We start from the raw sequence: 24281 nt of genomic DNA, 5'->3' as shown, positions 1-24281 counted from the left end.
CGCAGCCTTAGGCCCACCCATCCCACGCCCTGTCGTGATGGCCGATGCCGCCGTCCCCGGGCAGGAGGTCGACGTGCCAGGCGGCCAGGACCGGCGTGCGGTCCTCGGACTTTACCCAGGGCTCCGCGTCCGGCGACGTCGGCCGGATCCAGGCCCCGTCCGTCCAGTCGGCGGATGGCCCGCCGTCCGGCTCGCCCGGCAGGACCAGGCCGTTGTCGTGCTTGCCCACGGGGATCAGGTCGAAAGCGTCGTCAAGTCCAACAGGCAAGACCAGGGCGTCGTGCAGACCTTTCGCGGTTCCATCCTCGACCGAGGCGGCGGCCGCCCCGTCGAGACGGATGCCCCCCAACCAGAATGAGGAGGTCAGGCCGATGTGCTCTGCGCTCTCAGAAAAGATCAGAAGCATCTGGGCGCGGGTGGTTCCGCTGTCCAAGGCTTGGGTCCAGGTCTGCAGGCCCGACGGGTCCGGCTCACGGTTCAGGCAGAACTGGTACATCTGCCGGACGAACTGGTCGTTGGAGACTGCGCCGTATCGCGCCGCGAACTCCGCCGAGCCGGCGAATGCGGCAGCGATGTCGCCGATGGCCATGCCGCCCTTCAGATTGTTCACCCAGGTGACCAGGCCGCCAAAGTCCGGGAGACGATCGAACGTCGCGTCATAGAGTCTGGCGATAGTCAGGGCAGCCTCGTCGGCCACCCACAAACCCCGGGCCAGAGTCGCTGCTGTGAGATCGCGATGCTCTTGGCTCTCGGAGAATATCACCAGGATCTCGGCCCGGCTCGTTCCGGTGTTGAGCCTATCCGTCCAGGTTTGGATGCCGCCCGGATCGCCGTTGCGGTTGAGGCAGAAGCGGTACAGCTGCTCAACGAACTGCTGATTGTTAAGGCCGCCATAGCGCTGCTGGAACTCGGCAGAGGTGAGGAACGCCTGCGCCAGAGACGTCAGACTCTCCCCACGCTCCAGCCGATCGAGCAGGCCTTCCAGCCCCGCCGGATCGCCGTTGCGGTCCAAGGCGGCGTCGTACAAGCGCATGACCTGGGCCGCCTGGGAGTTCACGTCGAACGTCAGCGTGCCGTCGACAAAGCGCGCGCCCTCGATCGAGATCAAGGTGTCGGTTCCGCCTTCGACGCCTCCCGAAACCGAGCCGCTGGAGGCGACATACCAACGACGGATACCCGCGTACTGGGCCAGATCCGTTCCTGCTCCGCCGTCCAGCGTATCGGATCCCGATCCGCCGATCAGGATGTCATCGCCTCCCAGTCCCGCCAGGGTGTCGTTGGATTGCCCTCCGGTCAGCGTATCGCTGTTGGCGGTGCCCACCAGGTTTCGGCGCGCTTGTGCGGCAAGCACTCCTGGCTGGAGAACGTCATAGGTCCCGTCCGAAAACTGGAAGGCTTCGACCCCCGACGCCGCCTCCCGACCATCGGGACCGTCGATGATCCAGGTCTGAGCCGGGAAGAAGCCGAAAGTGTACGCGGACCGCGCGCCCTCCAGAACAACCGTGTCGAAGCCGGCCCCCCCTTGGAACTCATCGATACCGGCGCCGCCGACCAGGAAATCGTCTCCGCCACCGCCGAACAGCCGGTCGCCGCCCGCGCCGCCTTCCAAGCGATTTGCGCCCGCATCGCCGATCAGAAAGTCGTTGCCATCCCCCCCGGTGATGTCTTCGACGCCCGAGATCGTCAGGGTTCCGAAGCCGCCCTCCACTCTGTCCGTGCGGCTCAGATCTATCCTGACCGATGACGTTCCTTCCACGACGATCCTGTCGCGCCCGGCCCCGCCTCGGATGATGTCGTTGGCCGGGCCTCCGCCAAGGTAGAAGATGTCGTCGCCGTCGCCGCCGTCCAGGATGTTGTCGCCGCTGAAGGCGCGAATCTGATCGTTCCCGGCCCCGCCGTTGATGATGTCGGACGAGGTCCCCCCGATCAGAACGTCATCGCCAGCGCCGCCCTGGAGCACCCGACGGGGATCGCTCTGTAGCACCCCGTTGATTATATCGTAGACGCCGTCGGTGAAGGCGATCGCCTCTACTTCGCGAAGCGTATCCACGCCGTCGGGCCCTGAAACTGTTAGATAGCCTTCGCGGTTTGTGATGACAGCCTGGGATCGAGCACAGTTAAGCACGACGATGTCGGCGCCGTTTCCACCGAAGATGATATCGTTGCCCAGACCGCCGGTGAGGTAGTCGTCGCCGTCGCCGCCGTACAGGGCGTCAGCGCCGTCGCCGCCGTTCAGGCCGTCATTTCCGATGCCGCCGTTGAGCATGTCGGCGCCCCGGCCTCCGACCAGCACATCGGCGCCGGCGTCCCCGAACAACTGATCGTCGCCGTCGCTGCCGTCCAGACCGTCATTGCCTGCGCCTCCGCGCAGGATGTCGTTGCCGTCCTCTCCGTACAGGGAATCGGCGCCGCCGCCGCCGAGGATGATGTCGTCCCCGTCTCTACCGGAAAGCACGTCATCGCCCGAGCCGCCGACCAGATCGTCGCCGCGAGCGCCGCCAACGAGCGTGATCGGGGCGCTCGAGACGGAGCCTGTGGGGTCCAAGCCCCCCAAGTTATAAGCCGTCAGTTGATCGGCTTGAACGGAGCTGAGCCTCGCGACCGTATAGAAGGCCTGCACGCTTCCGTTATCGCTGAACTGCACCAGAGTATCCGCCCCGGACTGGACGAGTCGGAGGAACCCGCTAGTGAATGGGTTGGTCTGTCCATCCCACGCGGCATTGGTGGCGAGGAGCGCCAGGGACAGGACGTCTCCGCCTTGGCCAGCCGTGAAGTCCTGGACCGTCGTTCCGTTCGTGGTGGGCTGGTACACTCGGATCGTGTCGGCGCCCGAGCCGGTCTCTATAAAGACACTCCTGGCGCCTCGCAGCTCGATGACGTCGCTGTCGGCGCCTCCGTAAATGCCGAAGCTGGAAAGGCCCGCGACGCTGATCAGATCGTTTCCGTCTCCGCCGTCAATTTGGATATAGCCGTCGTTGTTTCCGGAGGCGATGATGGTGTCGTTGCCTTCGTCGCCATAAAGTTCGTCCCGGTAGGTGCGACCTTGCTGATACGAATTGCCCGTGTCGGTGATCAGGTCGTCGCCGGCTCCACCATGAACGATGTCCGAGCCGTCGCCACCATTCAGGCGGTCGCCCCCCTCATCGCCGTAGATGACGTCGTCGCCAAAGCCGCCGAGAATCAGGTCATCGCCCAAGCCTCCATTGATCAGGTCATTTCCGCTCCCACCGTCCAGACTGTTATTTCTCGCGTCGCCGGTGATCGTGTCGGCGGAGAACGAGCCCATCACGTTCTCAATACTGATCAGGCGCGTTGTCGCGCCGTTGGACGTCGATTGGCCTGTCGCCAGGGTGGTGACGCCGCCCTGGTACATGATGAAGGTGTCGCTGCCGTCGCCGCCATCAACGAGATCGGAGCCTCCGCCCCCGGCGATCTGGTCGTTGCCGTCCCCCCCGTAAAGCGTGTCCGCGCTCTGTCCTCCATTGAGGAAGTCATCGCCCCCCTCGCCCCGAAGTTCCACAGATCCAGTGACGTCGCCGGCCGTAAGAAGGTTGGCGCTCGCGTCGCCGCGGACGCTGCCGCTCCCCCTTAACTGTACGTTCTCTATGCCCCGTACTGTGGCTGTCGCTGAACCTGCGGTCAGCGTTCCAGCGGTCAGATCGATAACGCCGGCGTTGAGTACCAGCGTATCGATGCCCTCGCCGCCGTCGATCAGCCCGTTCAATGCGAAACCGCCGAGCGAAAAGATGTCGTTGCCGGCATCTCCGTAGAAGAAGCCATTGGCCGATATCTCAAACGTGTCGTTCCCGCCGCCGCCGCGCATGGTGCTGCCGGGCGGCGCCGAACGCAGGGTGTCGAGGCCGCCGCCGAATTCGATGTAGAGCGCGGGTCCAGTCGTGCCGAAGTCGGCGATCGAAACCCCGGGTCCGAGTAGAAACCGTTCGACATTGATCACATTGAACGTGTCCTGCCCGACCGTGAGCTGAAACCCGACCCCCGAGCGTCTCAGCGACACGGAGCCAGTCAGCCGGGTCAGGTCCAGCGTGTCGACGCCGTCGCCGCCGTCAATGAAGCCGGACGTATCAGCCGCCCCCACCGAGCGGAACGTCGTGAAGACGAACGTGTCGTTGCCCGCACCGCCGCGCAGGCGGTCGGCCCCGCCGCGGCCGTCCATCACATCGTCCCCGTCGGAACCGGTTATGTCATCAAGGCCTGCGGTTCCGGTGTAGGTCGGCATGAATGCGCTCCGAAAAAGAGTTTCTCCTCAACGGTACACTCGAAACGCGAGGCGGCATAGGCTGGCCGAGGGTCCCGCGTCTGACCTCGTCGTGACCGAAAGTCAGCGACCGAACTTCTGGAACTTGATCCGGTGCGGGATCAGGCTGTCGGCGCCTAGGCGACGTTTCTTGTCTTCCTCGTAGGCTTCGAAATTGCCTTCGAACCACTCGACGTGGCTGTCGCCTTCGAAGGCCAGGATGTGGGTGGCCAGACGGTCAAGGAACCAGCGGTCGTGGGAGATGACCACGGCGCAGCCCGCGAACTCCTCCAGGGCCTCCTCGAGGTTCTGCAGGGTCTCGATGTCCAGGTCGTTGGTCGGTTCGTCGAGCAGGATCAGATTGCCGCCGGTGGCCAGGGTCTTGGCCAGGTGTACGCGGTTGCGTTCACCGCCCGACAGCTGCCCGACCTTCTTCTGCTGGTCGCCGCCCTTGAAGTTGAAGCTGCCGACATAGGCGCGGGTGTTAATCTCGCGCTTGCCGACCATCATCACGTCGGTGCCGCCCGAAATCTCTTCCCAGATGGTCTTGTTGGGATCGAGCGCGTCGCGCGACTGATCGACATAGGCCAGCTTGACCGTTTCCCCGACCTTGATCGTACCGCCGTCGGGCTGTTCCTGGCCGGTGATCAGCTTGAACATGGTCGACTTGCCGGCGCCGTTCGGACCGATGACGCCGACGATGCCGTTGGGCGGCAGCTTGAAGGTCAGGTTGTCGAACAGGACCTTGTCGCCATAGGTCTTCTGCAGGCCCTCGACCTCCAGCACCACATTGCCGAGGCGCGGGCCGGGCGGGATCTGGATGACGGCGAAGGACTGGGCCTGACGGCTGTTTTCCTGGTCGGCGACCATCTTCTCGTAGGCGGCCAGACGAGCCTTGGACTTGGCCTGACGGGCCTTGGCGCCCGAGCGGACCCATTCCAGTTCTCGGGTCAGGGCGCGCTGGCGAGCTTCGGATTCCGACTGTTCCTGTACGACGCGCTTCTGCTTCTGTTCCAGCCAGCCGGAGTAGTTGCCCTCGTAGGGAATCCCCTTGCCGCGATCGAGCTCCAGGGTCCACTTGGTCACCAGATCCAGGAAGTAGCGGTCGTGGGTCACCAGGATGACGCAGCCCGGGAAGGCTTCCAGGTGGTGCTGCAGCCAGGCGACGCTCTCGGCGTCCAGGTGGTTGGTCGGTTCGTCCAGCAGTAGCATGTCGGGCTTGGACAGAAGCAGGCGAGCCAGGGCCACGCGGCGCTTCTCGCCGCCGGACAGGTTGGTGACCGCCCAGTCGTCGGGCGGGCAGCGCAGGGCGTCCATCGCCATCTCGATGCGGCTGTCGATGTCCCAGACGTCGCCGGCGTCGATCTTTTCCTGGAGGCTGGTCATCTCCTCCATCAGCTCGTCGGTGTAGTTCTCGCCGAGTTCGGCGGCCACCTCGTTGAAGCGGTTCACCCACTGCTTTTCTTCGCACCAGGCCTCGACGTTCTGGCGAACGTTCAGGCTCTCGTCGAGATGAGGCTCCTGCTCCAGATAGCCGCGCTTGACGCCATCGGCGGCCTTGGCCTCGCCGGTGAACTCGGAGTCGAGGCCCGCCATGATCTTCAGCAGGGTGGACTTGCCCGAACCGTTGACGCCGACGACGCCGATCTTGGCGTCGTTGTAGAAGCTCAGCCAGATGTTCTCGAAGATCTTTCGGCCGCCGGGGAAGGTCTTGGTCAGACCCTGCATCTGGAAAATATATTGCTGCGCCATGAGGTGCGGTGCGCCCTGTCGTTCGATCGGATGGGGAGGTAGCCGCGGGATGTAGCGACCGCCGCGCCGAAGGGCAAACGCCTAGCCCCTCGACACGGCGGATTGAAGGCGCATCAGGCGTTGGCGCCGCCGTCGACCAGGATGCCGGAGCCCGTCACATAGGCCGCGCCCGGTCCGGCGAGGAAGGCCGTCGCCTCGGCCACCTCCCAGGTCTTGCCGTAGCGACCGATGGCGAGGCCGGGCAGGACGCTGTCGGCGATCGGGCCGTCGGCCGGGTTCATGTCGGTGTCGGTCGGACCCGGGCGGACCAGGTTGACCGTGATGTTTCGCGAGCCCAGTTCCCGCGCCAGCCCCTTGGTGAAGGATTCCAGGGCCGACTTGGTCGCCGAATAGACGGTGATGCCGGGGAAGGGCACCCGCTCGCCGACGTTCGATCCGATCGTGATCACCCGGCCGCCGTCCGGAATGTGTTTCAGGGCCGCCTGGGTCGTGACCAGGACGCCGCGGACGTTGACGTTGAACTGGTCGTCGATGTCCTGAAGCGACTGCTCGGTGAAGGTGGCGACCTTGGCGATGCCCGCATTGTTCACGAGGATGTCCAGACCGCCCAACTCGGCCACGGCGCCCTCGACGGCGGCCTGGACCGCCTCGGGGCTGGCGGCGTCGGCGCGGATGGCGAAGGCCTTGCGGCCCAGGGCGCGGATCTCGGCCGCCAGGGCCTCGGCCTTCTCGGCCGAGTTCTGATAGGTCAGGGCGACGTCGGCGCCGTCCTGTGCCAGCTTCAGGGCGATGGCCGCGCCGATGCCGCGTGCGCCGCCGGTGACCAGGGCGCGCTTGCCGGTCAGGGGGAGGGATTGGGTGCTCATTTCGATGATCCTGTCTGCGTTGCCAATTCTATATCGATCGGCACAGAACCAGCTGGGGCGCTTGCCCTCCCGGCGCAAGGCATTATTTATCGAGCGACACAGAAAAGAGGTCCGAATGTCGTCGCGCCCCCAGCCGGCGGCCCCGCCGAGCCGGGGTCGCCCCCGCACCTTCGATCGCGAACAGGCGCTGGACGCCGCCATGCGCGTGTTCTGGGCCAAGGGGTTCGCCGGCGCGTCGCTGTCCGAACTGACCGCCGCCATGGGCATCGCCTCGCCCAGCCTTTACGCGGCCTTCGGGTCCAAGGAAGGGCTCTATCGCGAGGCGATCGAGCGGTATGTGTCGTCGAACGTCGAGAGCTTCTGGGGCGTGATGGAGATGCCGACCGCGCGGGAAAGTGTTGAAGGGCTCCTGCGCAACGCAGCCCGCGCCTTTTCCACACCGGGCGCGCCTCCCGGCTGCATGGTGTTGCAAACCGCGACCGAGGGCGGCGAGCTGTCGCCAGAGCTGGCCGACAGCCTGTGCGAGATGCGCGCCTCGAACGCCGAGACCCTGGCGCGCCGTCTTCGTCGCGGGATCGGGGACGGCGACGTCGCCCCGGGAACCGACGTCCGCGCCGTCGCCGACTTCTACGCCACGGTGCACAAGGGACTGAGCCTCAGCGCCAAGGGCGGGGCGGGGGCGGACGAACTCAACTCGGTCGTGACGTCGGCGATGGCGGCCTGGGCGCCTCTTACCCAGGTCGGGTCCGATCAGGCGTAGTTGAAGCTGATCGAGATTCGCTCGGCCTTGGCCGCGTTCATCGGCACCTCGTGGCGGAGCCAGCTTTCCCACATCAGCACCGTACCGGCCTGCGGGGCCAGATAGACGAAGGGCCGCTCGGCCTCGGGCGCTTCGGGATGTACGCTCGGCCGCGCCATCATCATGGCCAGACGCGGATCCTCCAGCTTCAGGGCCGAGGCGCCGTCCGGAACCTCGACATAGACCGTGCCGGAGAGAAAGGCGTGCGGGTGGATGTGGCCCGAATGGGCGCCGCCAGGCTTCAGGATATTGACCCACATCGTGTCCAGCCGGGGCTTTCGCGCCAGGTCGAAGTTCAGCGCCCGCGCATAGGCCAGGGCATGCCGATCCAGATGCTTCTTCAGCTCCGCGAACTCAGGCAGCCGCAGCGGCAGGTCGTTCAACGAACCGTATGAGGTATAGCCCCGATAGTGGTGCGCCTTGCACCAGGCCCGGCCGGCCCCGTCCTCGGTCGCCAGCATGCGGCAGGCCTCGGCCAGTTCGGCGTTGAAATCCTCGAACCCGGGGACGGCGGCGAGCGAGGCCTCATAGACCTGGGTGACGAAGAGGGGGCGCAGGGACATGGCGGCCTCTTAGCGCGACGGCAGGCCGGTCACCACTCCAGAGCCGCCTCACCCCTCAGGATCGCCTCGGCCTCGGGGGCATGCTTGGCCCCCGACCGGTCGTGAAGAACCAGAGCCGGCAGCAGCCGCAACGGCGCCTTGCCCGATCGGATCGCCTGCACCAGCACCCGTTTCGCCGGCTGGTCGGCATAGGGCTGCACCGGACGGATCGCAAACGACCCGCATTTCTCGCCGAGCAAAGCCAGCAGATCGGCCAAACGATCCGCCCGATGGATGACGACGATCCGGCCTCCATCCTTGACGCCTTCAGTCAGAAACTTGACCCATACCCCCAGCCCGTCATCGGCGATCCACGCCCCGCGCTTGGCCGCCGCGGGCGCCCGCAACGCTGCCTCGTCATCGAAGAAGGGCGGATTGGAGATCGTCCAGTCAAAACGCGGCCGGGCCAGCGCGGCGAATCCCCTCGCGATGTCGGCGTTGATCGCCTCCATCCGCTCCGACAGCCCGTTCAGCGCGGCGTTTTCGCCAGCCAGACCGGCCGGGACCGCATCCCGCTCCACGCCCGTCATTAGAACGCCCGGGCGGCGAACCGCGATCTGGGTCAGGACCCCGCCCACGCCGCATCCGGCTTCCAGCACTCGTTCGCCCGGCCGGGCGGGCACGGCGGCGGCCAGCAGGGCGGCGTCCATGCCCGCACGATAGCCTTGCGCAGGCTGAATAAGGCTGACCCTGCCACCTAACAGGGAATTGGCGATAGGCGACGGCGAGGATGCGACGGTCACGCGGCTTGACCCTTTATGGCGGGGTCACCATTGTCCGCGCGAGCGCGATGCCGCAAGACGCCGCGACGCCTGTGCGATGCGATCTCCCCGGCGCATCGTGATTTTGAGAGAGTTTTCCGTTGGACGCCGTCACCCTGACCGCTCCCCGCGCCAAAGGCCCCCGGGCCCAAGGCGACGTGGACGCCCTGGTCGCACTGGCCAAGGACGACATGGCCGCTGTCGACGCGTTGATCGTCGAGCGTATGCAGTCGCCCGTGCCGGTCATCCCCCTTCTGGCTGAGCACATCGTCGCCGCCGGCGGCAAACGCCTGCGTCCGCTCCTGACCATCGCCGCCGCCCGCGCCGCCACCGTGGCCTCGCCCGATGTCGATCTGGCCAATCCGGTGAAGCTGGCCGCCTCGGTCGAGTTCATCCACACCGCAACCTTGCTGCACGACGACGTGGTCGACGGGTCGGAGCGGCGTCGTGGCAAGGTCGCGGCCCACCTGATCTGGGGTTCGGCCACCAGCGTGCTTGTCGGCGACTTCCTGTTCGCCCGCGCCTTCGAACTGATGGTCGAGACGGACCAGTTGCGCGCACTCGGCATCCTGGCCCAGGCCTCCAGCGTGATCGCCCAGGGCGAAGTGCTGCAACTGACCCGCGCCCACGACCTGAATCTGGATCAGGTGACCTACCTCCGGATTATCTCGGCCAAGACGGCCGAACTGTTCGCCGCCGCCGCGGAAGCGGGCGCTGTCGGCATCGGCGCGGACGAGAAGACGACTTCCGCCGTCCGCGCCTTCGGCCTCAACCTGGGTCTGGCCTTCCAACTGGCGGATGACGCCCTCGACTACGGCGGCTCGTCCGAAAAGCTCGGCAAGAACGCCGGCGATGACTTCCGGGAGGGCAAGGCGACCCTGCCGCTGCTGCTGGCCGTCGCCCGCACGCGCGGTCGCGAGGATGCCTTCTGGGAACGCACGATCACCAAGGGCGAGCGGACAGAAGATGATTTCCGCCGCGCGCGTGAGCTGATCATCGGCACGGGCGCCTTGGCTTCGACGCTGGAAGCCGCGGACGAATACGCCGATGCGGCCAAGGCAGCGCTGTCGGTCCTGCCAGCCAGTCCGTGGCGCACCGCGCTGGAAGGCCTTGCGGACTTCGCCGTCAGCCGGGCTACCTGAGGGCTTCGACCGCCCGGATCGTCAGCTGAAAGACCTCGCGCCAGAAGACGCCGATCGTGGCGCCGATCAGGATCAGGGTGAGGGAGCGGACAAAGCCCGACGACAGGCCGCGCTCCGTGACGTCTGGCGCTTTTCGTTCAGCGTCCTGGACCTGGCCGTCTTTGCGCTCCTCGAGGCCCGTCACCGCATGTCCTCCACCGGCTTCGACTCGAGCCGTTGGAGTAAAGGATGACAGACGGGTGACCCCTCCGCGAACGAATACACCCGCTTTTGCGAGTTTCTACTCAGCGTAGCGAGGCGGTGAACCTCTGGATGCGGGCGCAGGCGTCCTCCAGCACCGATTCCGACGTGGCGTAGCTGATGCGGAAATAGGGGCTCAGGCCGAACGCCTCGCCATGCACCACGGCCACGCCCTCGGCCTCCAGCAGGGCTGAGGCGAAGGTCTCGTCCGTGTCGATCACCACGCCGCCCTCGGTCGTCTTGCCGATCAGCCCCTCGATCGACGGATAGACGTAAAAGGCGCCCTCCGGATTCGGACAGCGAATGCCGCTGGCCTGGTTCAGCATCGACACCACCAGGTCCCGACGGCGCTCGAAGGCCCGACCGCGCTCGGCGATGAAGTCCTGCGGCCCGTTCAACGCCTCGACGGCGGCGGCCTGAGAGATCGACGACGGGTTCGACGTCGTTTGGCTGGCGACCTTGCGCATCAGGTCAATCAGGGGCTTGGGCCCGCCCGCATAACCGATGCGCCAGCCGGTCATGGCGTAGGCCTTGGACACGCCGTTGACCGTCAGGGTGCGGTCGTAGAGGTCCGGCGCCACCTGGGCGATCGTCGTGTATTCGAAGTCGCCGTAGGTCAGGTGCTCGTACATGTCGTCCGTCAGGATCCAGACCTGAGGATGACGACGCAGCACATCGGCCAGCGCGTCCAGTTCGGCCTTGGTATAGGCAGCGCCGGTCGGGTTCGACGGGGAGTTCAGGATCAGCCACTTGGTGCGCGGCGTGATCGCGGCCTCCAGCACCTCGGGACGCAGCTTGAAGCCGTCGGACTCTTCGCCTGTGACGAAGATCGGCTCCCCGCCCGCCAGCAGCACCATGTCCGGATAGCTGACCCAATAGGGCGCTGGCACGATCACCTCGTCGCCTGCATTCAGGGTGGCGACCAGGGCGTTGTAGATCACCGGCTTGCCGCCCGAGGCGACGTGCACGTTGGCCGGCGTGTAGGTCAGACCGTTCTCGCGCTCGAACTTGGCTACGATGGCGGCCTTCAGCTCGGGCGTGCCGTCGACGTCGGTGTATTTCGTCTCGCCGCGCTGGATGGCGGCGATGGCGGCGGCCTTGATGTTCTCCGGGGTATCGAAGTCCGGCTCGCCCGCGCCCAGGCTGATCACGTCGCGCCCGGCGCGCTTCAGCTCGCGAGCCTTGGCCGTGACCGCGAGGGTGGCGGACGGCTGGACGCGGGCGAGGGCGGTGGATTGCAGCTGCGACATGACGATTCCCGGGGAGAGCGGCGCTGTTTCTTACGCAGTCGCGAAAGGCGGGGCAACGCGACTGACCCACGGCGTTATGCTAGATCAAGTCTGAGTAGGCATGGAGGGAAGTGATGCGTCCGATGGTTGTCGCTTCGGCGGTCGCGTTCGTCATGGCGTCCCTGCCGCAAACCGCCGAGGCCCAGCGTCGGCAGGAACCGCAACGGGTCGCCTTCTGCACTAGCGATGTGTCGTGGGAGGACTGTTCAACCCGGGTCCGCGCCGACCTTTTGACCAGACTGGATGTGCCCTCGGCGGAGAAGCTGGCGGAGCAGGGGTACTCAGGCATCCGCATCTTCCGCTACGACGCCTTCGGCAACATCTGGCCCACCGTCACGGCGATCAGCCGCCCAGCAGGCGCACACCCCCGCCAAGGTCTGGTCGAAGCGAGGACCATCCACGCCGACGGCCATGTCGCGGTTCTGTCCCGCGCGATCTGGGAGAGCGGTTGGCGCGCAACCGACGATATCGTGACGGTCGCGAGGGACCGTCCGCCACGAGCGCCGGTACAGCCCTTGACGCCGGACTCGGGCGGGCCGCCTCCGCCGCCTCCGTGCGTCGATGTACCAACGACCGTCGTGGAGGTCATTGTCGACGGACGGGTCGAGCGGTGGTCGCCCCCCAGCTGCGAGGCCGATCCCGTCTTCCGCCAGACCTCGGCCATCTGGGAGATGACCGCCGCTGCTTTTCCGGCGTGCGGGCATCTGCCGCTCGAACTGTATGGTCACGGGCTCGGCCGATTGAAGGCCTGTCTTAAGCTCGATGGACCCGATCCTGTCGCCGCAATCCCCGTCCTGGAAGCTCTGAACATAGGCGTCGAAGGTCACCTGAACCGCCCGATCGATGCCGCCCTCTACGACGCCGACGCTCGCCTGATCGTCGGCGACGCGCCGGCGCTCGTCGGCCCGCACGCGATCGAAGCGGCTATTCGAGGAGGCGCCTTGGGCCCGAGATGGATCCGCATTCTCCGAGGCTCGGGCGATGGGCTGCGCGTGACGGTTCACGGCCTTCTGAACACCGGCTCGCCCTTCGTGACCAACTCCACGCCCTTCACTCAGACCTGGACGGTTTCTCCAGACGGCGCGCCCCGAATGATCGAATGGAGTGTCCCGGCCGTGGCGGATCAAGTTTCCGACTAGGCGCTCCGACTGGTATGCGACCCTGCATGAAGCCCATCCTCGACTTCATCCTGAACATGGAGGGCCGGCGTTGGCGCACCGCGCTGGCGGCGGCCCTGTTGCTAGGCGCGACCCTCGGCCTGTTGGCTCTGGGCAAAAGCCAGTTCGGGCTGGCGGCCGAGGAGAACCTCGAAGGCTGGCTGCAGGGTTATCGCGGCAGCCCCTGGGCCTTCGTCGCGACCGTGGTCCTGTTCGTGGTCTCGGCCTTCATCGGCGCGCCACAGTTCATCCTGATCGCCGCCTGCGTCGTCGCCTTCGGGCCGTCGCTGGGCTTCTTCTACAGCTGGGCCGCGACGGTGGCCTCGGCAGGGGTGACCTATTGGCTGGGACGCGGTCCGACCGCCCGGATGCTGGACCGGTTGGGCGGATCGCCCCTAGATCGGTTGAAGCGGTTCGTCGGCAAGAACGCTTTCTACGCCAGCTTCATGATCCGCAACGTCCCCTCGGCGCCGTTTATCGTCGTCAACATGGCGTTCGGCGCAACGCGCGCGAACTTCGGGGCCTTCCTCGCCGGTTGCGCCCTCGGCGTCCTGCCCAAGACCGCCTTGGTCGCCTTCTTCGGCGGGGCGGTGGTGGCGGCGGTCAGCGGCGACGGCGTCTGGACCTCGCTGATCCTCGCGGGCGTGGCGGTGGTTTTCGTGGGCCTGATGCTGGGCGTACGCGAACTGGTGAAGCGCCGGGAACGCGCGGGCGGCGCAGCCGATTGAAGCGACAACGAAGAGGAGCGTCCTATGCTGAAACTCTACTATTCGCCCGGCGCCTGCGCGATGGCGTCGCACATCGCTCTGGAAGAGGCGGGCGCCGATTACGACATCGTGGCGGTCGACCTGAAGAAGGGCGAGCAGAAGACACCGGAGTATCTGGCCATCAATCCGGCCGGCTCGACCCCGGCCCTGGTCACCAACGAAGGCGTCCTGACCGAGAACCTGGTCATCATGGGCTATGTCGCCCAGACCCATCCGGAGGCGAACCTGGCCGACAACGATTCCAGCTTCAACTTCGGCAAGATGCAGTCGCTCAACGGTTGGCTCGGCTCATCCCTGCATCCGGCTATCGGCAGGGTCCTGTTCAGCCGCCCACCCCTGGAGGGTCAGGCGCGCGCCGACCAGGTCGAGCTTGCGCTCGGCAAGTTCGACCTGGCCGAGAACCATCTGTTCAAGGGGCCGTGGGCGATGGGCGCAGAATACACGGTGGCCGATGGATATCTGTCCGTGTTCACTCGTTGGGCGAGGCAGTCAGGATTGCTGGACAAGACCCGCTTCCCCCGGCTCAACGACCATCTGGATCGCGTGCAGGCGCGACCGGCGGTCCAGCGGGTGCTGGCGGCCGAGGGCATCGCGCCGGTCTGACCCGGCATCACGCTGAAACCCAAGCGCAGCCGTAACTTGCTCGTGATCGGCTGCGACCTTTCAAGCGGCATCGGGGCTTGTATTCGCCTGCCCATGCGGGCAAACGGGCGCACGGCCGGTCAGGCGAGGACGATCAGGAAATCCGTGACGTATGGGGATACGGTTCGGATGGGGCGTCGCTGAAGCCGGTCGAACTGCAGCGCCTTGAAGGCCCCAACCGAACGGTATTCGACCCCCATGAGCTTCTCCCTCTTCGGCGCTATCTCCAATGACATCGCCATGGACCTCGGGACCGCCAACACCCTGATCTACATGAAGGGCAAGGGTATTGTTCTGAACGAACCGTCCGTGGTCGCCCTCAGGAACGTCGGTGGTCGGAAGATCGTCCACGCCGTGGGCATCGAGGCCAAGCAGATGCTGGGCCGCACCCCGGGCCACATGGAAGCCATCCGTCCGATGCGCGACGGGGTCATCGCCGACTTCGAAGTCGCCGAAGAGATGATCAAGCACTTCATCCGCAAGGTTCATAACCGCAAGGGCTTCGTGAACCCCAAGATCATCGTCTGCGTGCCGTCGGGCGCTACGGCCGTCGAGCGCCGCGCGATCAACGACAGCTGCCTGAACGCCTCGGCCCGCCGCGTGGGCCTGATCGACGAGCCGATGGCGGCCGCGATCGGGGCCGGCCTGCCGATCCACGAGCCGACCGGCTCCATGGTCGTCGACATCGGCGGCGGCACCACCGAGGTGGCCGTGCTGTCGCTGTCGGGCATCGTCTATTCGCGGTCGGTCCGCGTGGGCGGCGACAAGATGGACGACTCGATCATCAGCTATATGCGTCGCAACCATAATCTGCTGATCGGCGAGACGACCGCCGAGCGCATCAAGAAGGACATCGGCACCGCCCGCATCCCCGCCGACGGCGAAGGCCTGTCGATCGAGGTCAAGGGCCGCGACCTGATGCAGGGCGTGCCGCGCGAGGTCCGCATCTCGGAACGCCAGGCCGCCGAAGCCCTGGCCGAGCCCGTCTCCCAGATCATCGACGCCGTGAAGGTCGCCCTGGAAGCCACGCCTCCGGAACTGGCCGCAGACATCGCCGACAAGGGCATCATGCTGACGGGCGGTGGCGCTCTTCTCCGTGGCCTGGACGCCGAGATCCGCGATCACACGGGCCTGCCGGTCTCGGTCGCCGACGATCCGCTGTCCTGCGTCGCCATCGGTTGCGGCCGCGTGCTGGAGCATCCGCGCTGGATGAAGGGCGTGCTCGACTCGGCGCTCTGAGCCCAAGTCGAAGCGGGGCCGCAAATCCTTGTGATTGCGGCCCAATCACCGGTTTCAAAGTGGCCTGGTATTTGCGATAGGCTGCACAAAGCGGCGGGGGGCGTCCCGCCGATTCTCTCTGTTGGAAGGCTAGGCCGTGGCGTTTCGCGACGGACCGTTCGAGTCGTTGAAGGTGCCGCTGGCGTGGACCGCCGCGGTCGTGACCGTGGTCGCCATCATCGCCTCGATCGTCATGATCCTGGCGGATCGCCGCCATGACATGGAGGGCGACGCCTACGGCCCCGTTCGCGCGGGCTTCGATGCGGGCGCAGGGCCCGTCAACGGCCTGCTGGCCTGGCCCGTCCGCTGGGCGGGCGCCGCCACCGACTATGTGAAGGGCTATTTCTTCGCCGTGTCGGAGAATCGCCGCCTGCGCGCCGAGCTGGAAGAGCTCCGCCCCTGGCGCGACCAGGCCATCGCGCTGAAGAACGTCAACGGCCGTTACGAGGCCATGCTGGGCCTGCGGACCGAGCCCCCGGTCGCCATGGCCACGGCGCGCTCGATCTCGGAATCGCGCGGCCCCTTCATCAATGCTCGACTGCTCGACGCAGGCACGTCGTCGGGCGTGCGGATCGGCAATCCGGTCATCAACGAGGACGGTCTGGTCGGCCGTATCGTCGGCGCGACCGGCGGGGTCAGCCGGATGCTGCTGCTGACTGACGTGGCCTCCCGCACCCCGGTCCTGATCGATCGCACCGACGCCCGCGCCATGCTGACCGGCGACGGGTCGGGCAATCCCCGTCTGGAGTTCGTGCGCGGCCAGGATTCGGTCCAGGCCGGCGACCGCATCCTGACCTCGGGCGACGGTGGCGGCTTCCCCCGCGGCCTGCCCATCGGCGTCGCCGCGCGCGGCATCGACGGCTCCTGGCGGGTCAAGCTGTTCAGCGACCGGGGCGCGGTCGATTACGTCCGCGTCCTGCTGTTCCAGGACTTCGGCCAGCTGGTCTCGCCCGAGGCCCTGAACGCCCCGCCGCTGGCCGGTCTGGCCGCCGCCCCGGCCCCCACGGCCGAGGCTGCCGCCGCCATCGGCGACGCCGCCGCCCGTCGTGACAGGGCTGCGGCCGCCGCTGCACCCGCGCCCACGGCTCCGGCGCCTCCCGCACCCGCGCCGACACGGACCGCGCCGGCTGCTCTTCCGCCGGCCCAGCCCCGGCCGGCCGAGTGAGACGGCCGGTCACCATCCGGGTGGTCGGGCCGACCCAGTGGGTCCTCTATCCCGCCCTGATCTCGATCGCCTTGACGGTTCTTCTGGCCACGCCGGTCGAGCTCTTCGGGCTGAAGCTGCCCGAGCCCGTCCTGCCGCTGATCCTGGCCTTCGCCTGGCCGCTGATCCGCCCGTCCATGGTTGCTCCGGCCGTGCTGTTCGCCCTGGGCCTGTTCCTCGACATGTTTTGGGGCGGAACGCTGGGCCTGTGGCCGCTCTGTCTGCTCAGCGTCTATGGGGTCGTCCTGGCGTCTCGGAACCTTCTGGCCGGGCAGGAGACCCAGATCCTGTTCGTCTGGTACGGCCTCTGCGTTCTCGCCGCCTTTGTTGTGGCGTATCTGATCGTCACACTGGATGCGGGCCGGGCGCCCAGCCTGCTCTCCCTGATCGGGCAGGTCGTGCCGACCTTGCTTCTTTTCCCTGTGGCCGACTGGATGATCCAGCGGTTCGATGACGGCGACGTGCGGTTCAGATGAGCGAACCCTCCATCTTCTTCTCGGACGTCAACGAGCGTCAGGGCTCGTTCCTGCGTCGCACCTTCGTGATCGGCGGCCTGACGACGCTGGGCGTCACCGCCCTGACCGTCCGCCTGGCCCAGTTGCAGGTCGTGCAGGCCCAGGAATATTCGACCCTCGCCAGCCAGAACCAGTTCAACTTCCGCCTCGTGCCGCCTCCGCGCGGGCGCATCCTGGACCGCAACGGCGTCACCATCGCCGGCAATCGCCCCAGCTTTCGCGTCCTGGTCGTGCGCGATGAGACCAAGGACCTGGATCAGACGCTCGACCTCCTGGGTCGCCTCCTGCCCGACACCCTCGATCGCCGCCGGTCGATCATCCGCGACGTCAACGCCGCCCCCCGCTTCACCCCCGTGCCGGTCAAGTCCGACCTGAGCTGGGAGGAGTTCGCCAAGGTCAACCTCTATGCGCCCGAGTTGCCGGGCGTCATGGCCGACATGAACGAGGCCCGCTACTACCCGTTCACTGGCGCCTTCGCCCACGTGATCGGCTATGTGGCCAAGGTCTCGGACCGCGACATCAAGGCGATCCGCGACAAGGGCGAGGAACCGCCCCAGATTCTCTTCAACCCCGGCTTCCGCATCGGCCGTTCGGGCGTCGAGAAGGCGCTGGATAAGGACCTGCGCGGCGAGGCCGGCGGCAACCGGGTGGAGGTCGACGCCCGCGGCCGCGTCGTGGCCGAGGATATCGGCGGCTCTCGTCCCGCCGTGCCGGGCAAGGACGTCGTCCTGACGCTGGACGCGGACGTCCAGAACCGTGCGCTGGAGGTGTTCGGCGACGAATCAGGCGCCTGTGTCGTCATGGACGTCCGGAACGGCGACATCCTGTGCATGATGTCGGCCCCGGCCTTCGATCCGAACCTGTTCGTCTCGGGCGTGCCGACCCGTACCTATCGCGCGCTCGCCGACTACGAGCGCAAGCCCCTGCTGGACAAGACGATCAACGGCACCTTCCCGCCGGGCTCGACCTTCAAGCCGGCGACGGCGCTGGCCCTCCTGGCGGCGGGGGTCAATCCGGCGGATCGCGTGAACTGTTCGGGCGTCTTCCGCACCGGCCAGCGGTGCTGGGGCCGTCACGGCTCGCAGGACATGCACAACGCGATCAAGAACTCCTGCGACATCTATTTTTACACGATGTGCAACCGCGCCGGCGTCGACATGATCCGCGACACCGCCATGAAGCTAGGCTTCGAGCACGAGTTCGACATCGGCGTCGATAACCAGCGCAAGGGCATGCTGCCATCCACGGAGTGGAAGCGCCGCACCTTCCCGCGCGACCCCGTCTGGCATCCGGGCGAGACGACCTCAGTGGCCATCGGCCAGGGCGCCGTGACCGTCAACGCCCTGCAACTGGCCGTCTACACCTCGCGTCTCGCCAATGGACGCAAGGCGATCCAGCCGCGCCTGATCAAGTCGGTGGGCGGGGTCGACCGCCCCTCGGGCGCCGAGGTCCCTGACCTGCCGTTCAGCGCCGAACACCTCGACATCGTCCGGGGCGGGATGATCGCCGTGGCCAATGACCGCTCCGGCACCGCCTACCGCCAGTCGCAGCTCGGCCTCGGCGACATACAGATGGCCGGCAAGACCGGTACGGCCCAGACCCGCAACTACGGCTCCGGCTCTCGCAAGTCGAACGTTTGGGCGCAGAAGGACCACAACCTCTTTATCGCCTTCGCTCCCGTCGATGCGCCGCGCTACGCCGTGGTCGTCATCATCGAGCATGGCGGCCGGGGCGGGGGCACCGCCGGCGCCCCGCGCGCCCGCGAGGTCATGCGCACGGTCCTGCTCAAGGACCCCGAGATGCGTGACCGGATCACCCGTCCGCCGCCGCCAGAGGCCACCGGGCCGCAGCTGGACGAGGGCGAGATCGGCGCCGCGCCCGAGCCGGCCGTCGCGCCGCCGACCCGGCAGGACGCGCCCGCCGCGCCGCGCCCCACCACCGGCCCGCGCCCCTATCTGGCGGATCCTCAATGACCGCCTCGGCCCTGACCCGTCCCGGCGAGCGTGACCGCCTGCCGGTCAAGATCGGCCAGATCGACTGGCGGTTCGCGGCCTTGCTCTGCCTCGTAGGCGGCATGGGCGGCGCGATGATGTATTCGGTCGCCGGCGGCTCGTGGGAGCCTTGGGCCTTCAACCACGTCGTCCGCTTCGGCTTCTGCCTGCTCCTCATGCTGGGCCTGTCGCTCGTGCCGCTGCGCTGGTGGTTCGCCGCCTCCTATCCCCTCTACGCTGTGGCCCTCCTGCTGCTGGTCGCGGTCGAGGTCGCGGGGGACACGCGCATGGGCGCGACCCGCTGGCTGGAGATCGGGCCGATCAGCTTCCAGCCCTCGGAGATCATGAAGATCGGCGTGGTGCTGGCGCTTGCCCGCTACTACCACGGCGCCTCGGCCAAGGACGCCCGGTTCAGCTGGAAGCTCATCTATCCGGTCGGCATCATCGCCGCGCCCTTCCTGTTGGTCGCGCACCAGCCCGACCTCGGCACCGCCATGCTGATCGGGCTGACCGGCGCGGCCATGATGTTCATCGCCGGTCTGGACTGGAAGGTGATTGCCGCCGTGGCCATCCCCGCCCTGGTCGCCATCCCGGGCTACGTCATGTTCGGCATGCACGGCTATCAGCGCGACCGCGTCCTGACCTTCCTGTCGCCCGAGAGCGACCCGTCCGGCACCGGTTATCACATCACCCAGTCCAAGATCGCGCTCGGGTCTGGCGGTCTGCTGGGCAAGGGTTACGGCCTCGGCAGCCAGAGCCAGCTGGAGTTCCTGCCGGAGAAGCAGACGGACTTCGTCTTCGCGGCGGTGTCGGAGGAGTTCGGCTTCGTCGGCTCCTTCTCGATCATCCTCTGCTATTTGGCCATCATCCTGATCGCCTTCCGCATCGCCTCCCTATCGCACAGCCATTTCGGCCGGATGGGCGCAGCCGGCGTGACCTGCACCTTCGCCCTCTATGTGCTGATCAACGCGGCCATGGTCATGGGCCTGGCGCCGGTGGTTGGGGTGCCGATGCCACTGTTGAGCTACGGCGGCACGGTCATGCTGACGGTGATGATCGGGTTCGGCCTGGTGATGGCCACGCGCGTGCACCGCTACACGGAACTGCCCAAGGGCCACGGCCTGATCTGATTTGTGGGGAAGGGGAGAATTTATTCTCGTTTTGGGCTTGCGTCCCATAAGGGTGCTCCCAATATCCCTAGCGGGTCTTTGAAACGTTTAGCGCGGAACGACATTTCGTCCGTTTCGTCATGTTTCGTCACCCTGTTCCCTGTCATGACGAAACGGACGAACGGGCCATTTTCACCTTTGCCAGCATGGCTTTGCGAGCCTTGTCATGGTCTGCCGCCAAGCGCGTCCGCTCCACCTCCAGGGCGGCCATCCGATCGTTTATCGACTGAACCGCCATCGCCTGCTCGGCGTCGAGCGTGTCCAATTCGGCCTCCAGCGCCTTGAGTTTCGCCTTGGCCTTTGCGTTCGACGGCCTTGGTTTCCTTGTCTCCGCCTTGCCCACATCCACCGACAGGCCGCGCGAGATCACCGCGCCGGGGGAGGCGAGTGCGGCGTCGCGATCCGCGCCCTCCGTGACCTCATGGGCAAGGCCGGTCTTGAACAGGTCCTGGCTCGCGCCCCAGGCCTCCAGCGCCTTTGGGCGTGACGATGCCGCCACCGTGAAGGCGTGAAAACCGTCGGACCAGGTGAAGACCTTGAGCTTGGCCGCCATGCACAGCTTACGCAGCGCAGCGGCCTCGGTTCCGCCCTAGACCGTAGCGGCCCAGTCGGTGGCGCGGACGAGGCTGTCGATGATGCCGGGCTCGGTCGAGGCGTGGCCGGCGTCGGGAACGATATCCAGCTTCGCCTCCGGGAAGGCGCGATGCAGGGCCCAGGCCGAGGTGATGGGCGTCACCACGTCGAACCGCCCTTGAGCGATCCAGGTCGGGATCTGGCGGATCCGGCCGATGTTCTTCAGCAGCCAGCCTTCCTCGGGGAAGAAGCCGCCGTTGACGAAATACCAGCACTCGATCCGCGCGAAGGCCACGGCGAAGTCGGGCTCGGCGAACTTGTCGGGACGGGCCGAGGGGCCCTCGACGCTAACCGTCTCGCCCTCCCAGCTGGACCAGGCGATGGCGCAGCGCTCGCGCTCTTCCTTGTCGGTCCCGGTCAGGCGCTTGTAGTAGGCGCCCATCAGGTCGTGACGCTCATCCTCCGGGATAGGAGCGACGAACCGCTCCCAGGCGTCCGGGAAGATCATCGAGGCGCCCTCCTGGTAGAACCAGTGGAGCTCCTTCTTGGTCAGCAGGAAGATGCCGCGCAGCACCAGGGCCGTCACCCGTTCCGGATGGGTGATGGCGTAGGCCATGGAGAGGGTCGAACCCCAGGAGCCGCCGAACACGACCCATTTGTCGATCCCGCACCGCTCGCGCAGCCGCTCGATGTCGTCGATCAGAGTCCAGGTCGTGTTGTCGTCCAGCGACGCGTTCGGCCGAGACTTGCCGCAGCCGCGCTGGTCGAACAGGACGATGCGATAGATGGCCGGATCGAAATACCGCCGCATCCCCGGATTGACCGCGCCCCCAGGCCCGCCGTGCAGCACCAGCACGGGCTTTCCCTGCGGATTGCCGCATTCCTCGTAATAGATCTCGTGGACGCTGTCGGTCTGCATCCATCCGGACGCGAAGGGCTCGAGCTCGGGGTAAAGCTCGCGGCGGGGCGTCTCGGTCAAGGGGAAGGCCATGCAGTGGTCGGAGCTTTCAGATAGGAGGTCAGGCGTTTACGGATTGTGACCGAAGCGCGGCAAAGGCCAGAGTGACCCACCCGGCGATCATCAGCACGCCGCCTATCGGGGCGACCGCGCCGAGCGCCGGCAGGCTGAGCAGGCCCAGCAAGGCCAAGGCGAGACAGAAGATCAGCCCGCCCGCCGCAGCCAGCCATCCGGCCACCGCCGCAATCCGCCCGCCGACCGGCAGGGCCGAGCAGATCAGGCCGAACAAGGCGTGGGCCAGCTGGTACGAGGCGCCGGTCGTCAACAGGCTCTTGATCTGAGGCCCCGCGCCGTGGGCCCCGAAGGCGCCGACCGCGACCGCCATCGCGCCGTTGAAGGCCGCGAAGACGGCCAGGTTCCGATTCCAGAGCATGGGGCGAGCCTAGCTCACGGAATCGTCGCCGTCTGCTATCGGATCGGTCATGAACGCCGCCCGCCGCATAGCTCTGCAGTATGTGTTGCTCTTCGGCGCCAACGGGGTGAGCCTGCCGTTCGCGGGATTGTGGTTTCGCTCCCAGGGATTCTCGGGAGCCGAGATCGGGGTGCTTTTGGCGGCCCCGATGCTGTCCCGGTTGGTGACCGGACCCCTGATCGCGGTCTGGGCCGACGGCTTTCGCCGTCGCCGCTCTCCGATCGCCATCCTGGGTCTGGTGCTGTGCCTCGGCTATGCCGGCGCCGGGCTGGCTCAGGGCGTCTGGCTCCAGGGCGCGCTATGGTTCGTGGCGGCCACGGCCATGGCCGGGCTGATCCCCCTCAGCGACGTGCTGTCGCTGCAGGTCGCGCGTCGGCACGGCTTCGACTTCGCCCTGCCGCGCGGCTTCGGCTCGGCATCCTTCGTGGCCGCGAACGTCATCATGGGGGCGATCCTGACGCGCGGCTCTGTCGATTGGGTCGTCGTCTGGATCGCGACCGCGGGCGCCCTCGTCGCCCTGACCGCCGCCACCCTCTTGCCCAGCGATCCGGTGACCGAGGGGCCGAAGACGCCGGGTCGGGAACGGTTCGCCGGCATCGCTCGGCTGGCTGTCGACCCGGTCTTCATGACCGCCGTCCTGGCCATCGGTGGGGTCCAGGCCACCCACGGCTTCTACTATGGCTTCTCCGCCATCGCCTGGAAGGCGCAGGGAATTTCGGAGACGATGACCGGCCTCTTGTGGGCCGTCTCCGTCGTCGTCGAGATCGCCTTCATGTGGTGGATCGAGCCGTGGCGAAAGCGGCGCGGCATCGGGCCGGGCGCGATCCTGATGCTCGGCGGGATCGCGGCGGTCGTGCGCTGGACGGCCCTGGCCTTCGCCCCGCCGCTGTGGGTCCTTTGGCCCTTGCAGGCCCTGCACGCCCTGACCTTCGCGGCGACCTACCTCGCGGGGGTGCAGATCGTCGAGCGGCTGGCCCCGCCCGGCGGGCATACGGCGGCCCAGACCCTGAACTCGGTGATGGCGGCAGGTGTGCTCATCGGACTGGCGACCCTGGCGGCGGGACCGCTCTACGATCGGGTCGGGGTGTCGGGCTATCTCGCCATGACGGGGCTGGCCGCGATCGGCCTTCTGCTGCAGTGGCGGTTGCGGCGGGTCAGCGCGATCAGATGAAGCGGGCGCGCGGCAGGGGCGACAGGTTGCGCGACATGGCCGCCGCCGCCGTCTGGACGCCCAGACGCAGGGCGTCGTCGTCCAACGAGACCGGCGCCCGCAGCAGACCGACCGAGGGAACGTCAGCATTGTCGGGCAGGGCGGTCAGGACCCGGTAGAGCAGATACGACCCGGCGTCCTCCTCGCTATCGGAGGTCGCGTCGGCGGCCAGGCCGACGTCCGTCAGGGCGCGGACGATCTCGGCGGCCGGGGCGGTGGCGCGGGCCAGCGCGGGCCCAATCTGGCTGAGCTTCTTGCCTCCAGCCAAGGCGCGGTTTTCGGCCCGCATCTGGATGCGGAAGGCGTTGCTCTTTCTTGTCCGGCCCACGAGCAGGACGGCGCGACAGGCGGCATCGCTCAATTGGCCTGTGATCAGGCCAGCGAGTGTCGCGGGTTCGTCCGGGCCCAGAGGACGCAGGCGCGTGCCGGGCGGAGACCAGCCCGAAGCTGTCTCCGCATTGACCACCGACCACAGGGGATCGGCGGCCTCGTAGGCGCACACGAGGATCGCGGGCCTTCGGTCCGGTTGGTTCTCGGCAATGGTGTCGAGCATGAACCCTGCTAGGCGCGTGACAACGTCGTGACAGCGGCCGGACGGTGTCCGCAAGCGGATGACGCCGTCAAGTCAAAAGCGGTGAA

At 67.1% G+C, this 24281-nt stretch carries 22 protein-coding genes; 11 read left to right on the top strand and 11 right to left on the bottom strand.

From position 1 onward, the window contains the following. Positions 1–7 precede the first annotated feature (7 nt). The 3 genes from O5O43_RS09485 to O5O43_RS09475 form a co-directional block, all read right to left on the bottom strand. Complete coding sequence (locus O5O43_RS09485) at positions 8–4237, bottom strand: DUF4214 domain-containing protein (RefSeq protein WP_271083647.1); 4230 nt, start codon at positions 4235–4237, stop codon at positions 8–10. Positions 4238–4339: 102 nt separating this feature from the next. Further along, positions 4340–6007 carry an energy-dependent translational throttle protein EttA gene (gene ettA / locus O5O43_RS09480; protein WP_271083646.1) on the bottom strand — a complete coding sequence of 556 codons (1668 nt, stop codon included), beginning with the start codon at positions 6005–6007 and terminating at the stop codon, positions 4340–4342. Between the two features lie 113 nt (positions 6008–6120). Further along, on the bottom strand, positions 6121–6873 hold the full coding sequence (locus tag O5O43_RS09475) for a 3-oxoacyl-ACP reductase family protein (protein ID WP_271083645.1): 753 nt from the start codon (positions 6871–6873) through the stop codon (positions 6121–6123). A 115-nt stretch (positions 6874–6988) separates the two neighbouring features. Between O5O43_RS09475 and O5O43_RS09470 the strand changes: the two genes are divergently transcribed. Then, on the top strand, positions 6989–7633 hold the full coding sequence (locus O5O43_RS09470; protein WP_271083644.1) for a TetR/AcrR family transcriptional regulator: 645 nt from the start codon (positions 6989–6991) through the stop codon (positions 7631–7633). Here O5O43_RS09470 and O5O43_RS09465 read toward each other — a convergent pair. Beyond that, the gene (locus O5O43_RS09465) at positions 7624–8235 is read right to left on the bottom strand and encodes a TIGR02466 family protein (protein ID WP_271083643.1); all 612 of its coding nucleotides are present in this window, start codon (positions 8233–8235) and stop codon (positions 7624–7626) included. The two genes, O5O43_RS09470 and O5O43_RS09465, sit on opposite strands and share 10 nt — an antisense overlap. 29 nt (positions 8236–8264) lie before the next feature. Continuing rightward, positions 8265–8924: a methyltransferase gene (locus O5O43_RS09460; protein ID WP_271083642.1), complete on the bottom strand. Its 660-nt coding sequence runs from the start codon at positions 8922–8924 to the stop codon at positions 8265–8267. A 269-nt stretch (positions 8925–9193) separates the two neighbouring features. On the opposite strand from O5O43_RS09460, the gene O5O43_RS09455 reads away from it, so the two are divergent. Next, positions 9194–10177: a polyprenyl synthetase family protein gene (locus O5O43_RS09455; protein WP_348637158.1), complete on the top strand. Its 984-nt coding sequence runs from the start codon at positions 9194–9196 to the stop codon at positions 10175–10177. On the opposite strand, the gene O5O43_RS09450 is transcribed toward O5O43_RS09455, so the two are convergent. Together O5O43_RS09450 and O5O43_RS09445 are read right to left on the bottom strand one after the other, a co-directional pair. After that, the gene (locus O5O43_RS09450; RefSeq protein ID WP_271083640.1) at positions 10170–10361 is read right to left on the bottom strand and encodes a hypothetical protein; all 192 of its coding nucleotides are present in this window, start codon (positions 10359–10361) and stop codon (positions 10170–10172) included. The genes O5O43_RS09455 and O5O43_RS09450 overlap by 8 nt on opposite strands. Positions 10362–10461: 100 nt before the next feature. Further along, positions 10462–11667, bottom strand: a complete 1206-nt coding sequence (locus O5O43_RS09445; RefSeq protein WP_271083639.1) for a pyridoxal phosphate-dependent aminotransferase — start codon at positions 11665–11667, stop codon at positions 10462–10464. A gap of 113 nt (positions 11668–11780) precedes the next feature. Here O5O43_RS09445 and O5O43_RS09440 point away from each other — a divergent pair, with 113 nt between their 5' ends. From O5O43_RS09440 to rodA, 8 genes are all read left to right on the top strand, one after another. Beyond that, on the top strand, positions 11781–12845 hold the full coding sequence (locus O5O43_RS09440; RefSeq protein WP_271083638.1) for a hypothetical protein: 1065 nt from the start codon (positions 11781–11783) through the stop codon (positions 12843–12845). Positions 12846–12871: 26 nt separating this feature from the next. After that, positions 12872–13591 (top strand): VTT domain-containing protein, encoded by a 720-nt coding sequence (locus O5O43_RS09435; protein ID WP_271083637.1) that lies wholly within the window; start codon positions 12872–12874, stop codon positions 13589–13591. Between the two features lie 24 nt (positions 13592–13615). Beyond that, the gene (locus O5O43_RS09430) at positions 13616–14233 is read left to right on the top strand and encodes a glutathione S-transferase N-terminal domain-containing protein (protein ID WP_271083636.1); all 618 of its coding nucleotides are present in this window, start codon (positions 13616–13618) and stop codon (positions 14231–14233) included. 237 nt (positions 14234–14470) lie between these two features. Continuing rightward, complete coding sequence (locus tag O5O43_RS09425) at positions 14471–15511, top strand: rod shape-determining protein (protein WP_013269710.1); 1041 nt, start codon at positions 14471–14473, stop codon at positions 15509–15511. A 136-nt stretch (positions 15512–15647) separates the two neighbouring features. Beyond that, on the top strand, positions 15648–16715 hold the full coding sequence (gene mreC / locus O5O43_RS09420; RefSeq protein ID WP_271083635.1) for a rod shape-determining protein MreC: 1068 nt from the start codon (positions 15648–15650) through the stop codon (positions 16713–16715). Further along, entirely contained in the window at positions 16712–17230 is a 519-nt protein-coding gene (locus O5O43_RS09415; protein WP_271083634.1) for a hypothetical protein, read from the top strand. The genes mreC and O5O43_RS09415 overlap by 4 nt, the downstream gene beginning before the upstream one ends. Further along, a complete protein-coding gene (gene mrdA / locus O5O43_RS09410) occupies positions 17227–19242 on the top strand; it encodes a penicillin-binding protein 2 (RefSeq protein ID WP_271083633.1) in 2016 nt (671 codons plus the stop codon). Before O5O43_RS09415 ends, mrdA begins: the two co-directional genes overlap by 4 nt. Further along, positions 19239–20390 (top strand): rod shape-determining protein RodA, encoded by a 1152-nt coding sequence (gene rodA, locus O5O43_RS09405; RefSeq protein WP_271083632.1) that lies wholly within the window; start codon positions 19239–19241, stop codon positions 20388–20390. The genes mrdA and rodA overlap by 4 nt, the downstream gene beginning before the upstream one ends. Positions 20391–20532: 142 nt before the next feature. Here the strand turns inward: rodA and O5O43_RS09400 are convergent, their stop codons facing one another. The 3 genes from O5O43_RS09400 to O5O43_RS09390 are packed head-to-tail and all read right to left on the bottom strand — an operon-like array spanning position 20533 to position 22393. After that, entirely contained in the window at positions 20533–20982 is a 450-nt protein-coding gene (locus O5O43_RS09400; protein ID WP_271083631.1) for a hypothetical protein, read from the bottom strand. Positions 20983–21018: 36 nt separating this feature from the next. Further along, positions 21019–21993, bottom strand: a complete 975-nt coding sequence (pip, locus tag O5O43_RS09395) for a prolyl aminopeptidase (RefSeq protein ID WP_271083630.1) — start codon at positions 21991–21993, stop codon at positions 21019–21021. A 28-nt stretch (positions 21994–22021) separates the two neighbouring features. Beyond that, on the bottom strand, positions 22022–22393 hold the full coding sequence (locus tag O5O43_RS09390; RefSeq protein ID WP_271083629.1) for a DUF423 domain-containing protein: 372 nt from the start codon (positions 22391–22393) through the stop codon (positions 22022–22024). Between the two features lie 49 nt (positions 22394–22442). On the opposite strand from O5O43_RS09390, the gene O5O43_RS09385 reads away from it, so the two are divergent. Then, positions 22443–23603: an MFS transporter gene (locus O5O43_RS09385; RefSeq protein WP_271083628.1), complete on the top strand. Its 1161-nt coding sequence runs from the start codon at positions 22443–22445 to the stop codon at positions 23601–23603. Here O5O43_RS09385 and O5O43_RS09380 read toward each other — a convergent pair. Then, entirely contained in the window at positions 23596–24195 is a 600-nt protein-coding gene (locus tag O5O43_RS09380) for a hypothetical protein (protein WP_271083627.1), read from the bottom strand. The two genes, O5O43_RS09385 and O5O43_RS09380, sit on opposite strands and share 8 nt — an antisense overlap. Positions 24196–24281: the final 86 nt, after the last annotated feature.

Origin of the sequence: Brevundimonas sp. NIBR11 (assembly GCF_027912535.1) — a bacterium.
Lineage (GTDB): Bacteria > Pseudomonadota > Alphaproteobacteria > Caulobacterales > Caulobacteraceae > Brevundimonas.
This window is presented reverse-complemented; position numbering and strand designations above follow the sequence as displayed.

What these genes read in the sequence shown, in the direction of transcription:
- O5O43_RS09400 (WP_271083631.1), bottom strand. Translation starts at nt 20,982, where the DNA reads ATGGCGGCCAAGCTCAAGGTCTTCACCTGGTCCGACGGTTTTCACGCC.
- O5O43_RS09430 (WP_271083636.1), top strand. Translation starts at nt 13,616, where the DNA reads ATGCTGAAACTCTACTATTCGCCCGGCGCCTGCGCGATGGCGTCGCAC.
- O5O43_RS09460 (WP_271083642.1), bottom strand. Translation starts at nt 8,924, where the DNA reads ATGGACGCCGCCCTGCTGGCCGCCGCCGTGCCCGCCCGGCCGGGCGAA.
- O5O43_RS09435 (WP_271083637.1), top strand. Translation starts at nt 12,872, where the DNA reads ATGAAGCCCATCCTCGACTTCATCCTGAACATGGAGGGCCGGCGTTGG.
- rodA (WP_271083632.1), top strand. Translation starts at nt 19,239, where the DNA reads ATGACCGCCTCGGCCCTGACCCGTCCCGGCGAGCGTGACCGCCTGCCG.
- O5O43_RS09440 (WP_271083638.1), top strand. Translation starts at nt 11,781, where the DNA reads ATGCGTCCGATGGTTGTCGCTTCGGCGGTCGCGTTCGTCATGGCGTCC.
- O5O43_RS09390 (WP_271083629.1), bottom strand. Translation starts at nt 22,393, where the DNA reads ATGCTCTGGAATCGGAACCTGGCCGTCTTCGCGGCCTTCAACGGCGCG.
- pip (WP_271083630.1), bottom strand. Translation starts at nt 21,993, where the DNA reads ATGGCCTTCCCCTTGACCGAGACGCCCCGCCGCGAGCTTTACCCCGAG.
- mrdA (WP_271083633.1), top strand. Translation starts at nt 17,227, where the DNA reads ATGAGCGAACCCTCCATCTTCTTCTCGGACGTCAACGAGCGTCAGGGC.
- O5O43_RS09425 (WP_013269710.1), top strand. Translation starts at nt 14,471, where the DNA reads ATGAGCTTCTCCCTCTTCGGCGCTATCTCCAATGACATCGCCATGGAC.
- O5O43_RS09475 (WP_271083645.1), bottom strand. Translation starts at nt 6,873, where the DNA reads ATGAGCACCCAATCCCTCCCCCTGACCGGCAAGCGCGCCCTGGTCACC.
- O5O43_RS09445 (WP_271083639.1), bottom strand. Translation starts at nt 11,667, where the DNA reads ATGTCGCAGCTGCAATCCACCGCCCTCGCCCGCGTCCAGCCGTCCGCC.
- O5O43_RS09470 (WP_271083644.1), top strand. Translation starts at nt 6,989, where the DNA reads ATGTCGTCGCGCCCCCAGCCGGCGGCCCCGCCGAGCCGGGGTCGCCCC.
- ettA (WP_271083646.1), bottom strand. Translation starts at nt 6,007, where the DNA reads ATGGCGCAGCAATATATTTTCCAGATGCAGGGTCTGACCAAGACCTTC.
- O5O43_RS09380 (WP_271083627.1), bottom strand. Translation starts at nt 24,195, where the DNA reads ATGCTCGACACCATTGCCGAGAACCAACCGGACCGAAGGCCCGCGATC.
- O5O43_RS09465 (WP_271083643.1), bottom strand. Translation starts at nt 8,235, where the DNA reads ATGTCCCTGCGCCCCCTCTTCGTCACCCAGGTCTATGAGGCCTCGCTC.
- O5O43_RS09385 (WP_271083628.1), top strand. Translation starts at nt 22,443, where the DNA reads ATGAACGCCGCCCGCCGCATAGCTCTGCAGTATGTGTTGCTCTTCGGC.
- O5O43_RS09485 (WP_271083647.1), bottom strand. Translation starts at nt 4,237, where the DNA reads ATGCCGACCTACACCGGAACCGCAGGCCTTGATGACATAACCGGTTCC.